Source organism: Mesorhizobium sp. B2-1-3 (assembly GCF_006442495.1).
Taxonomy (GTDB): Bacteria; Pseudomonadota; Alphaproteobacteria; order Rhizobiales; family Rhizobiaceae; genus Mesorhizobium.
In genome coordinates, this window is record NZ_VFWL01000002.1 from 267,484 (window position 1) to 278,895 (window position 11,412).

Annotated in this window: 11 protein-coding genes; all 11 read left to right on the top strand. The window is 64.0% G+C overall.

Annotated features, from left to right (window positions below):
- The first annotated feature begins 49 nt into the window (after window positions 1–49).
- The 11 genes from FJ973_RS05900 to FJ973_RS05950 all read left to right on the top strand — a co-directional run bounded on the left by FJ973_RS05900 (window position 50) and on the right by FJ973_RS05950 (window position 11,409).
- Window positions 50–805 (top strand): HNH endonuclease, encoded by a 756-nt coding sequence (locus tag FJ973_RS05900; protein WP_140555178.1) that lies wholly within the window; start codon window positions 50–52, stop codon window positions 803–805.
- Window positions 802–1,179 (top strand): hypothetical protein, encoded by a 378-nt coding sequence (locus FJ973_RS05905; protein WP_140555179.1) that lies wholly within the window; start codon window positions 802–804, stop codon window positions 1,177–1,179. The genes FJ973_RS05900 and FJ973_RS05905 overlap by 4 nt, the downstream gene beginning before the upstream one ends.
- Window positions 1,176–1,721, top strand: coding sequence for a hypothetical protein (locus FJ973_RS05910; protein WP_140555181.1), 546 nt, complete (start codon window positions 1,176–1,178; stop codon window positions 1,719–1,721). Before FJ973_RS05905 ends, FJ973_RS05910 begins: the two co-directional genes overlap by 4 nt.
- Window positions 1,718–2,935 carry a phosphoadenosine phosphosulfate reductase family protein gene (locus FJ973_RS05915; protein ID WP_140555183.1) on the top strand — a complete coding sequence of 406 codons (1,218 nt, stop codon included), beginning with the start codon at window positions 1,718–1,720 and terminating at the stop codon, window positions 2,933–2,935. Before FJ973_RS05910 ends, FJ973_RS05915 begins: the two co-directional genes overlap by 4 nt.
- A 2-nt stretch (window positions 2,936–2,937) precedes the next feature.
- Entirely contained in the window at window positions 2,938–3,261 is a 324-nt protein-coding gene (locus FJ973_RS05920; RefSeq protein WP_140555185.1) for a hypothetical protein, read from the top strand.
- Window positions 3,258–4,574, top strand: a complete 1,317-nt coding sequence (locus tag FJ973_RS05925) for a P4 alpha zinc-binding domain-containing protein (RefSeq protein WP_140555187.1) — start codon at window positions 3,258–3,260, stop codon at window positions 4,572–4,574. The genes FJ973_RS05920 and FJ973_RS05925 overlap by 4 nt, the downstream gene beginning before the upstream one ends.
- A gap of 20 nt (window positions 4,575–4,594) precedes the next feature.
- On the top strand, window positions 4,595–6,403 hold the full coding sequence (locus FJ973_RS05930; protein WP_140555189.1) for a DNA primase family protein: 1,809 nt from the start codon (window positions 4,595–4,597) through the stop codon (window positions 6,401–6,403).
- A 356-nt stretch (window positions 6,404–6,759) separates the two neighbouring features.
- Window positions 6,760–7,593, top strand: a complete 834-nt coding sequence (locus FJ973_RS05935) for a hypothetical protein (protein ID WP_140555191.1) — start codon at window positions 6,760–6,762, stop codon at window positions 7,591–7,593.
- On the top strand, window positions 7,541–8,479 hold the full coding sequence (locus FJ973_RS05940) for a hypothetical protein (RefSeq protein ID WP_140555193.1): 939 nt from the start codon (window positions 7,541–7,543) through the stop codon (window positions 8,477–8,479). The genes FJ973_RS05935 and FJ973_RS05940 overlap by 53 nt, the downstream gene beginning before the upstream one ends.
- Window positions 8,480–8,673: 194 nt before the next feature.
- A complete protein-coding gene (locus tag FJ973_RS05945) occupies window positions 8,674–9,345 on the top strand; it encodes a hypothetical protein (protein WP_140555195.1) in 672 nt (223 codons plus the stop codon).
- A 27-nt stretch (window positions 9,346–9,372) separates the two neighbouring features.
- Window positions 9,373–11,409: a terminase gpA endonuclease subunit gene (locus FJ973_RS05950; RefSeq protein ID WP_140555197.1), complete on the top strand. Its 2,037-nt coding sequence runs from the start codon at window positions 9,373–9,375 to the stop codon at window positions 11,407–11,409.
- Window positions 11,410–11,412 lie beyond the last annotated feature (3 nt).

Consider the following 11,412-nt stretch of genomic DNA (forward strand, 5'->3'; position numbering starts at 1 on the left):
CATCCTCTATAGCGCCGCTGAGATGGCGTGGCTGGAGGCCAATCGCAGCATGGTCATCAGCGACTATCATAGAGCTTTCCAAGCCGAGTTCGACCGACCGGATATATTGCAGATACACCTTCACGGTCTCCGCAAACGACTGGGCTGGAAGGTCGGCCGCGACCCCGCCCGTTACAAGGGGCGCCGGCTGAAATACACCGAAGCCGAGATTGCATGGCTGCGCGGCAACTCGACGATGGAAATCAACGCCTGGTGCGCCGCGTTCCGGGAGAAGTTCGATCGGGGCGATGCGACACCCGCCAAGCTGCACAGTCTGCGCAAACGCGAGGGCTGGAAGACAGGTCGGACCGGGCAATTCGAAAAGGGATCGGTGCCTGCGACCAAAGGCAAGAAGATGCCCTTCAACCCGAATAGCGCGGTGACCCAATTCAAAAAGGGGCAAGTGCCACATACCTATCGTGGAGCTGGGCACGAGCGGGTTGACCGTCACGGCTATGTCTGGATCGTCATCGATCAGCCCAATCCCTGGACGGGCGCGGCGACATGGAGTGTTCACAAGCATCGATGGCTTTGGGAGCAGGCGAACGGGGCTGTGCCGGAAGGCATGGTGCTTAAGTGCCGTGGCGACAAGGCGAACACCGATCCATCAAACTGGGAGTTGGTCCCTCAAGGGCTTCTGCCGCGGCTGAATGGCAAATCTGGCCGTGATTACGACCATGCTCCGAGAGAACTGAAGCCGACCATCATGGCAATCGCCAGGCTGGAGCATCGCGTTCGCGAAAAGGCCAGAGGTGGCGCGGCATGACCTCGGCAGTCCAGCAGCTGAGCCTCTTCGATGCCATGCACCGGCCGCCCGTGATCATGCCGGTCGACCCGGATGGGGCGGTTTTGCAAACTGACCCTGATCTGGTGTTCGTGCTGCCGCACAAGCGCATGGCGTGGGATCAGGCGACGATCGAGCTTCACCGCCATGACAACGGCCTGTGGATGTGGTCGACGAGCGTCCATTGCGATAGCGGCGGCGGTGGCTACAGGGTCGGCGCGAAATGGGGGAAGTTCGCCGAAAGCAAGGCTGATGCGCTGTACTACGCTGTTCGCGAGATCGAGGGACGGCTTGAACGATTTGACACCCCAACTGCGGCGCTCATCCTGATCTGGGCGAGGGGGCTGGCCGCATGAAGCCGTCAGTCACCTCCCTTGCCATGGATGTGCGGCAGAGCGCGGCCGATGTCGTCGCACGGCACAAGAAGCTGGCCTCCTTCCGGCTCTATGCCGTGCTGGCGCCATGCCTTGAAATCTGTGAGCGATGCCAGGCCAACCCGGCCGAGCTGGCCGAGATCGAGGCGTTGTTCCGGCAGCAGCCGCATGACGGTCGCCGCCGCTATGTCGAAGCCGGCAGCGATATCTTCGTGCTCGTCTGCCGCTTCGTCTTCGCTGGCACCAACCGGACCAACGCCATTCGCTATTCGCAATGCCTGCGCGAGGCAGTGAAGCTCGGCATCGGCAGTGCGGCCCTTGAGGGCTGGCTGCGCCAGAATGGCGGCGTCAACGCCCTCTATTTCCGCCGCCCGCTCGCGTCGGCGACATCGAGCGCCCGGACGTTGCGCCTCGCCCGATCCATCACCTTCCCGCGCGACAAGCCATTCACGCTGACACTGCAATGGGGAACCGAGAATGCGTTTCGGGTCATTGAACAGCGGGCGATTGAGGCGGTGGAATGAAGCCTTTCCAGCCGACGCTTTTCGAAGGTTCTAAGCGTCTTGTCTATGACGAGGCGGTCGACCTGACTTTGCAATCCATGCAAGCCTACGGTCCTGCACACGATCACTGGGGTATTGCCTGGTCAGGCGGCAAGGACAGTTCCGCAACGCTGTCGCTCATTGTCCATCTGATCGATGTGGGGAGGCTCGCCGCGCCGAAGAGCCTCACAGTGTTCTATGCCGACACGCGACAGGAATTGCCGCCTCTGGCGATCGCCGCGGAACGCATCATGCAGCAGCTCGCCGCGCGGGGCATTCGGTGTGAGGTGGTGCGTGCCCCTCTCGACAAGCGATTTCTCGTCTACATCCTCGGCCGTGGCGTGCCGCCGCCAAACAACAACACGCTGCGCTGGTGCACCCGGCAGATCAAGATCGATCCGATGGCCGAAGCGCTGGAACAGCGGCTCGGCGATATCGACGGCAAGATCCTGATGATCACCGGCGTGCGCCAGGGCGAAAGCGCCATCCGAGACGATCGGATCGCCATGTCATGCGGCAAAGACGGTGCCGAGTGCGGGCAAGGTTGGTATCAGGAGGTCTTGCCGAACGCCAAGGGCATCCGGGGCCGCATCGCTACGCTTGCACCATTGCTGCACTGGCGTGTGTGTAATGTCTGGGATTGGCTTCGCATCTATGCACCTATGGCCGAGTACGGCGGCTGGGCAACGGCGGCCATCGCCGATGCCTATGGCGGCGATGAAGCGACGGAAATCAACGCCCGAACTGGTTGCGCAGGATGCCCCTTGGCGAGCAAGGACATGGCGCTCGACACAATCGTCGCGTCGCCAGCTTGGGATCATCTGGCCCCGCTCAAAGGCCTGAAGCCGCTCTATCGCGAATTGCGTGAGCCAAAACACCGCATTCGCAAAGCCGGGCTTGAGCGGCTGAAGGATGGCTCGGTGGCGGCCAATCCGCAACGCATGGGGCCGCTCACATTTGCCGCTCGGCTGATGGGTCTTGATCGCGTGTTGGCGATCCAGGCCGCGTGCAACACGCGCGCCGCCGAGCTTGGCCGGCCGCTCCTCGATATCCTCAATGCTGAGGAGGAAGCCAGAATTCGCGAGCTGATCGCTGCCGAGACATGGCCGAACGGATGGGGCGGCGATGAACCGGCGGCAGATAAGCCAATGGATAGCTACTTTTCGGACGGCTCCGTGCAGCCGTTGCTGGTGTAGGGATGAGCGACCTTCCGTACACTACCATCGACGGCGTGGCCCTCACGGCAGATCGCAGCATGCTGATCCCGCCCGGATCCATCGTGGAAACGGGGTACGTCGCGGTCGAGGATGTCGTCATGGCCTGCCGGGACCGCATGGCCGTCGGCGACGTGGACGCGGCTTACCGGAAGAAGTTGCAGCTCGGATTCTCCCAGTCGTGGCCGCCGCCGCGCGGATACTGGCAGGACAATCGTTTCATCGTGGTCGACGGACGTCATGAATACGTCGCGGCCTTGATGCTGGGGCATTCGCATTTGTTCGTCGCCTGGGTGAGGCAGCCATGAGCGAGATCATCAAGCTCTTCGTCGAAGACGCCCGCGCCGTGTCGATCGAGACGGCGGCCAAGATCCTCAACCTGAAATTCAGCCAGCGCGGCGGCGAGCATCCGCAGCCATGTCCGAATTGCGGAGGCACCGACACCTTCGCCTTCAACACGAAAAAGAACAAATGGAACTGCCGCGCCGGGGGCGTCGGCGGCAATGACGGGATAGGCATGGCCGCGCATTGCGCCGATCTCGACGTCAAGCGCCGCGACGGGTTTCTGGAGGCCTGTTCGATCGTGCTCGATCAGGACATTCCCGACGAGGGGGAGCGCGAGAGCGACGAGGATCGCGCGGCCCGCCTGAAGCGGCTCGAGGAACGCCGCCTGCAGAACGAGGCCGCTGCCGCCTCCCGCGCGGACAGCCAGGCGGATTTCCGCGAGAAGGAGCGCGGCAAGGCACGCGGCATCATCAAGGCCGCGAGCGTGCTGTGTTCGGTCGCGGCGCCGCCGCACGGTCGGCACTACCTCCGACACCGTTGCAACGGCTTTCCGGATGCGTCCTGGCTGCGCATTGGCGCCAGCGTGACTTACTGGCATGGGCAGGACGAGCGGGGCGGTCCGATGGAGCTGTTCTCCGGCCCGGCGATCGTCGCGCCGTTCATCGGACCCGGCCTGGTCGAGATCGGCTGCCACATCACCTGGATCGATTTGCACGAGCCGCCGAAATTCCGGCCGAAGCTGTTCGGCCTGACCAAAGACGGCATCGCGGCCGGCCTGGTCGAATGGGCCTATGGCGATGGCGCACCCTCGGGAATCGACGTCGCCGACGGGCTTTATGAGCAACTGCCGTCCAAGAAGATGCGCGGCACGAAGAAGGGCGGCCTGATCCCGATTGCCGGCCATCCTGAAGCCCGCCGATGGGTCGGCGGCGAGGGGATCGAGAACGGCGCCGCCTTCGGCATCTGGGAGGGCTGGAGGCCCGACACGTTCTATTTCGCCGCCGGCGATCTCGGCAATCTGACTGGCCCGGCCGAGCCCTCGTCGCGCTTCGCGCATCCGCTGCTGAAGAAAGCGGACGCCAAGGGTGTGGCGCGCGCGGTGATGGTGCAAGGCCCGGTGCCGAAACGCGACCAGGGCGCCGACGACGCCATGTGGGTGGCCGATCATGTCGACGAGCTGGTGCTGCTTGCCGATGGCGATTCCGAGCCGGTGATGACGGCCGCGGCAATGGCCCGGGCTCGCGCACGGCATGCCCGGCCGGGCCGGCTCATTCCAATCGTCTGGCCGCGTGCCGGATATGACTTTTCACGCATGGCTGTCGAGGCGGGGGAATAGTGGCAAAGAAAAAGACTGGCATGCCTGAAGAGGTAGCCGCACTGCTCGAGGAAGCCACGCGTCAGGCGGAGGCGGCGGGTTTGCCCCGCACCCCGTTCGATGCCGATCCCGGTGGCGATGTAACTGTCGATGAACTGGATGATGGCGAACCCGGCACGGGGCCACGCCGCGGCAGCAAGGTCGACATCGAGGCGGTCAAGGCCTGTGCCGGCCTCGACCATTCCGACACCGACAATGCCGAGCGCCTGCTCGCTCACTTCGGCGAGGATCTGCTCGTGTTGGCGCAGGCGAAGGCGCGCAAGGCCGCCTACGCGGTATGGACCGGCACGCATTGGGATATCGACACCGGCGAGCCGCGCGCCCTGGCTGTGGCGCAGAACCTCGGCGGACGCATCGCGCTGGAGATCGAATATATCGACCACACACCGGCCGAGAAGGTGGCGATCGAGCGCGGCCATGAAGCGCTGAAGAAGCTGGAGCAGGAGCGATCCCCCGGCGAGAAGAAGCTCGCCAAGATGGCCGAGGATGCCCACAAGAACCTCAAGGCACGTATCAGCCGGCGGATGTCGCACGCCGTCTCCTCCAAGAACAAGGGCCGGCTTGAGGCGATGCTCGCCTGCGCGGCGCCGCACGTCATGCGCGGACCCGACGAATTCAACGCCGACCCGCTCAAAGTCGCTCTGCGCGGCCACACGCTGTGTTTCCGCAAGGTGATGAAAACCGTTCGCAACCCCGCCTGCGACGATCCCCCGGACTTCGAGGAACAGGACGGCCGCGCGAACCTGCCCGAATTCATCGTGGCGCCGGTGGCCGAGCTGAAGGTGGTCAAGGGTCATCGCCGGCAGGATCTGATCACGCAGGTCGTGCCCGTCGACTACGACGCCGAGGCGACTTGCCCGAAATGGGAAGCCTTCATGGCGCGCATGCTGCCGCAGGACGATGTCAGGCGCATGGTGCAGGTCTCGGCCGGGCTCGGGCTGATCGGCTTGACGGTGCAGAAGCTGTTCTTCCACTACGGCTTCGGCGCGAACGGCAAATCCGTCTTCCTCGAGGTGCTGTGCCGGCTGCTGGGCGAGGTAGCGGTGACCTTGCCGTCAGAATCGTTCACCGGCGAGGGCAAGGCCGGTGGCTCTGCCAACCCCGATATGGCGCGGCTCTATGGCCGCCGCTTCCTGCGCGTCAAGGAAATGCCTGAGGGCGAGGATCTCCGGGAGAACCTGGTCAAGGATCTGACCGGCGGCGAGCATTTCGCGGTGCGCGACCTCTTCCAGGGCTATTTCGACTTCAAGCCGATCTTCACCGGCCACATGTCGGGCAACGGCTATCCCAAGGTCACCGGCACCGACAACGGTATATGGCGGCGCATGTCCGTCGTGCATTGGCCGGTCACGCTCGCTGCCAGCGAACAGCGCGAATTCGAGGAGGTGGTTTCGGAGTTCCTGCCGGAAAATCCCGGCATCCTGAACTGGCTGATCGAGGGTGTGCTGATCTTTCTGCGTGAAGGGCTTGTGGTGCCCGAAGCGGTGCGCCTGAAAACGCAGGAGTATCGCGACCAGATGGACCCGACGGCCGCCTTCTGCGCCCGCTGCGTGGTGAGCGAGGAAGGCGAGCCGGTCACCGCCAAGCAGTTCTATCAGGCCTATGTCGACTTCACGGTCGACCAGGGCGGCAAGCCGATATCGCTGACCCGGTTCGGGCTGATCATGCAGAAGAAGTACCGGCGAGAGGATGGCCGCATCGTGCATTACCACGGCATCCGGCTGATGGACGTGCCGCCGCCGAAACAGGGCGGTTCCGGGCAACATGATTTCGAGGATCATCTGCGATGACGCTGCGCCTCCCCGTAACCCCTCCCTGGTCTCGTGTCTCGGTCCGCCAACCGGCGCACACATTGATTTCATTGCCTTTTCCAGCGCGACACTTGGCGATACTCGCGCCACCTTGCGCCACTCGCCTCGCGGCGAATAAGACAGCGGAAACAGTGTGTTGCTTTGCACCACTTTGGGCAGGGCTATAAGGCGAGGGAAGGGGTCCGGGGGAATTCGGTACTATGCGTATAGCAGCAGATAAGTATCGCAACTCTCGCAATATCCCGCCAACACATTGAAATCACGAACAAAGCTATCGCTTTCAAACTATCGCTCTACTCCCGCTGACTATCGCAAAGTGTCGCAAGGATAAAAGAATGAAGACCGTGACCATTGAGGAACTGCTGACCTGGGCCTTTGTCCACGAATTGCCGAAAGGCGGTGGCGTGGATGGTCTGGACAATGCGAATTCGGCCTGGCGGATGCTGGAGGCATCGTCGTGGGGCAAGATCACCAGCTTTGCGGAGTTGGGCGCCTTGATCGACACCGGCGGCCACGGCAGCAATTATTTCATCGAACAGGGCGAGCCGCATGAGGATGCGGTGACGGTTGGGCGCGCGGTTGCCGCCTTGCAGCGCTGCGATGTCGCGATACCGGCCAACTGGCATGCGCTGGCCGACTGGCCGGACACCGACGGCATGGCGGATGCCGCGGTGAAGCGCGCCGTCGATCGCTACATGGTCAGGACCGCGCATCGGCGCGCCGCCGGCATCGTCAGCCTTGTCGTCGGCACGGCGATCCTTGGGCGCGAGCCGGATTACCAGGCTGAGCCGAGCAAGATCCGCTTGGTCGAGCGTGGCGGCAAGCCGGCATGGTTCGTCATGCGACAGATGAAGCACGATGACGGGCGGAGCTATAACCTGGAGGTGGATGGCTACAACGGTCGCACGCACCGGCCGGTGAAGGGCGCCTATCGCAAGTCGGAGTTCTCGACCGATCCGAGCGGCGACATCCTCGGCAGGCTCGATTATCAGATTTGGGTGGCGGCGCTGCGCCGGCTTGAAACCGAGATCGCGGCCGAGCTGGTCGCGCATCGCCTGGTGCACTCGGATCGATCGATGACGCCGTGGCTTGAACGCGACAAGCCGGGCGTCGCCATTGTCGAAAGGGCTGTCGACCGATCCGCGAAAAAAACAGCACCCGCCTGTTGACGTGCGACCGAAACTTGACATACCTCTGAACACGGTAAAAAAGAAATCACCCCGGCGCCCAAGCGACCGGGTTTTTTTATTGGTCGCTCCCGTCATGCCCGGCCTGAAATTCACCAATGCCAGCTCCGGCGGTGTCGGATATTCGGCGGGCGGGCCAGCGGTCACGATGGTCTTCAACTTCGACCGGCTGTTTGCCCGCGCCAACGATATCGAGCGCAAGCAGTTGCCGTTCGCGACGGCGCGAGCGCTGACCTGGACGGCCAAGGCCGCGCAGGCGGACATGCGCGCCGCCATGGGCAAGGTCTTCGATAGCCCGATCGGCTACACCTTGCGCGGGGTGACGATCGAGCCCGCCACCAAGGATCGGCTGCGGGCCACGGTGCTGCTCAACGGCTATGCACCGGGCAAGCTGCCGGTTGGCGCGTATCTCTATCCGCAGGTGTTCGGCGGCAAGCGTGGCCAGAAAGCTTTCGAGCGTGCCTTGAGCAAGGCGGGCTTGTTGCCTGCGGGTTGGGTGACGGTGCCGGCTGCGGGTGCCAAGCTCAATGCGGCGGGCAACATCACTGCCGGTCAGATCGTGCAGATGCTGTCCGACCTGAAGCTCCAGTTCGATGCCACGGCCAATCGCAGCAAGCGATCGCTGAAGCGCAACAAGAGCTACCGCAAGCAGCGCTTCTTCGTCCCTGCCAAGGGATCGCACCTCAAGCCCGGGGTATGGATCAGGGATGGCAAGGGCGGGATCAAGCCGATGGTCCTGTTCGTGCAGCAGCAGACCTACGCGCCGCGCCTCGACTACTTCGGCATCGTGCGGGAGAGCGCGACGCGTAACTTCCCCGAGCTTTGGACCAAGTCATTCGGTCAAGCGATGGCCAGCGCGCGCCGCTGAACGCCATGGTGCGACGCAGCACCCCACCGGGTGCGCCGCACCATCGATTTGGGTCCTTCCCCGAGGGGTCCGACCGCGGGTATTTGGGACCGCGTGGGTTCGGTAGTCTGCGTGGAAAATCGAAGCCTAAAGTCCGGGCTAAACTGGAGCCTAAAGAAAGGTAAAGTCGCCGGTTGCGCGGCGGAAAGCTGGGCATGGCGACGGAGACGAAGACGGAATTTGCGGCGCGCTGCAATGTCAGTCCGGGTCGCGTCTCGCAGTGGATCGCCGCCGGCAAGATCAAGCGGACCTCGCTTGAGGGCGAGGGGCGTTCGGCCAAGATCGTCATTGCGGCCGCGCTCGCCGACCTGAAGCGCTCGCTCGACGTCTCGCAGTCGATCGGCCTCAACGGGTTTGCGACGAAGCTGAACAACACGCCGCCTGCCGACGCAGCGCCCGCTGTCGCGCCGCTGGCCGAGCAGACCGAAACCGCCGCCACCAAGGAGCCGGAACCTCGCCGTCAGGACGACACGTCCGAGCAGATCGCGCAGGAGCGGCTGCGCCAGGCGAAGATCCAGACGCGGAAAGCTGAGCGCGAGGAAGCGCTGCTCGTCGGGCGCTACATGCTGCGCGAGGAAGCGGAGGCGCAGATCGCCCGCACCGCCGGCATGGTGCTGACCACGGTCGAGAGCGGCTTCAACGGCATGGCCGACGCGCTCGCCGCCGAGTTCTCGATCCCGCGGCGTGACGTGTTGCACACCTTGAACAAGGCGTTTCGCACGGTGCGGGAAGCCGCCACCCGCGCGTTCGCGGAAAAAGAAGCCGCCATCGCCAAGGCCGAAGCCGAGGCGATCGAGGACGACGAGGAGGACGATCAGGAAGACTGACCCGAACCAGGTCGCAGGATTGGAACGATGACCTTTCACGATCCGCACCTGGCCAAGGCCGAGGTCTCGCTCTATCGCGTTCTGCGCGATGTGTTCGCGCCGCCACCGCCGGTCGATTATCTGCAATGGGCGAAGCGCAACATCGTCTTTTCCGAGCGCATAACGTCGCGGCCGGGGCCATACAGCGAGGAGACGTTCCCGTTCTTCTCCGAGATCCTGACCGCGCTCGGTCCGGACGATCCCTGCCAGATCGTCACGCTGATGAAGTCGGCGCAGGTCGGCGGCACGGTCGCCGCCAACATCTTCACGCTCGGGACCATGTCAATGGACCCCTGCGACCTGCTCTACGTCCATCCGACGGACAGCAACGCGATCAAGTGGTCGAACCAGAAGTTGGTTCCGCTGCTGAAGGAAACGACGTGCCTCGCGCCGCTGTTCCCGCTGACCAGCCGCGAGGGGTCAAACTCCAAGCTCTACAAGGAGCGCAAGGACGGGCGCGGCGCGATCTCGGCCGCCGGCGCCAACTCGCCGTCGAACCTGTCGATGGTCTCACCGAAGCGGCAGGTCCAGGACGATCTGGCGAAGTGGGAGAACAACCAGGCCGGCGACCCCGAAGCGCAGGCCGATTCGCGCTCCAAGGCGTTCCTTGGTCGCAAGGTTCTGAAGATCTCGACGCCGCTGGTATCGCCCGGCTGCCGCATCACGGCCAATTACGAAGCCGGCAGCCAGGAGAAGTATCACGTCCCGTGCCCTCATTGCGGGCATCTGCAGCCGCTCGAATGGGAGGCGATGCGCGATCACATCGATCCGGCGCATCCCGAGAAGGCCGCGTTCCTCTGTGTCGCCGAAGGCTGTGGCGGCTTTATCGAAGAGCATCACCGGGCGGAAATCTGCCGACCGGTGCATCTTGGTGGCCGGGCCAAATGGGTGGCGAAATATCCGGAGCGGAAGCGCCATCACCGCTCGTTCTTCCTCTGGGTGCCATACTCGCCGCTCGAGAGCTGGGAGGCCCTGGCGCGAGCGTACCTCAATGTCCGGGCTGGCGGGTCGGACGAGCAGAAGCGCAACCAGGAGGCCGAGCAGGTCTTCTGGAACGACTGGCTTGGCCTCGCCTATGAAGCGACAGGCGAGACGCTGCCATGGGAGGATCTGCGCGACCGGGCCGAGCTGATCGGTCATCGCCGCGGCGTCATTCCGAAAGGCGCGCTGACGCTGACCATCGGCGTCGACGTTCAGGGCGACCGGGTCGAGTGGCAGCTTGTCGGCTGGGGCGCGCGCCGGCAGCGCTGGACGATCGACTACGGCGTCTTCGACGCGCAGACGGTGCCGCCAGGCGGCAAGCCGCACTCCGGACATATCTCGGAACCGGAAATCCGCACCGCGCTCGACAGCCTGCTGAAGCGCCAATGGCCGGATACCTTCGGCAACCGCCGCGCCGTCGACCTGCTTGCCATCGACGGCAACGCCTGGACAGCCGACGTATGGGAATGGGCCAAGCGCCACCCTCTGTCGCGGGTGATCATGACGCGAGGCGTGCCGAACGAGACCGCCTCGCTGCTGGCGATGGTGAAGAAGGAGCGGGATTCGAAGGGCCGCGTCGTCAAGTACTCGCGCAAGTTCTTCAACCTCGCGGTGTCGATCCTGAAAATGGGTCTCTATCGCGGCCTGAAGAAACAGGATCCCGACGAGGTCGGCTTTGTCCACCTGCCGAAAGGACTGCCGGATGACTTCTTCCGGCAGCTCGTCTCGGAGCGTCGCCTGCAAGAGAAGAGCCGCTCTGGCATCGTATCGTGGCGATGGGTGCTGCCGGACGGGCTGCGCAACGAAGTGCTCGACACGATGAACATCGCCGAGGGCGCCGCGATCCGCATCGGCGTGCGCCAGCGCACCGAGGAAGAATGGGAAGCGCTCGCCGCGATGATTGAGGTGGCGCCGGCCGACGCGCAACTCGATCTCGAGGAAATGCTTGCACCTCTGCCGCTCTTTGCCGAGCCGGCCGAACCGGTCACGCCGAAGCCCGCCGGGCTGTCCATGGCCGATCTGATGAAACAGTTGAACAGGTGAGAC

Bases quoted from the DNA above. Each gene is read 5' to 3' on its own strand.
- FJ973_RS05945 (WP_140555195.1), top strand. From the start codon at position 8,674: ATGGCGACGGAGACGAAGACGGAATTTGCGGCGCGCTGCAATGTCAGT.
- FJ973_RS05925 (WP_140555187.1), top strand. From the start codon at position 3,258: ATGAGCGAGATCATCAAGCTCTTCGTCGAAGACGCCCGCGCCGTGTCG.
- FJ973_RS05920 (WP_140555185.1), top strand. From the start codon at position 2,938: ATGAGCGACCTTCCGTACACTACCATCGACGGCGTGGCCCTCACGGCA.
- FJ973_RS05910 (WP_140555181.1), top strand. From the start codon at position 1,176: ATGAAGCCGTCAGTCACCTCCCTTGCCATGGATGTGCGGCAGAGCGCG.
- FJ973_RS05935 (WP_140555191.1), top strand. From the start codon at position 6,760: ATGAAGACCGTGACCATTGAGGAACTGCTGACCTGGGCCTTTGTCCAC.
- FJ973_RS05950 (WP_140555197.1), top strand. From the start codon at position 9,373: ATGACCTTTCACGATCCGCACCTGGCCAAGGCCGAGGTCTCGCTCTAT.
- FJ973_RS05905 (WP_140555179.1), top strand. From the start codon at position 802: ATGACCTCGGCAGTCCAGCAGCTGAGCCTCTTCGATGCCATGCACCGG.
- FJ973_RS05915 (WP_140555183.1), top strand. From the start codon at position 1,718: ATGAAGCCTTTCCAGCCGACGCTTTTCGAAGGTTCTAAGCGTCTTGTC.
- FJ973_RS05900 (WP_140555178.1), top strand. From the start codon at position 50: ATGGTCATCAGCGACTATCATAGAGCTTTCCAAGCCGAGTTCGACCGA.
- FJ973_RS05930 (WP_140555189.1), top strand. From the start codon at position 4,595: ATGCCTGAAGAGGTAGCCGCACTGCTCGAGGAAGCCACGCGTCAGGCG.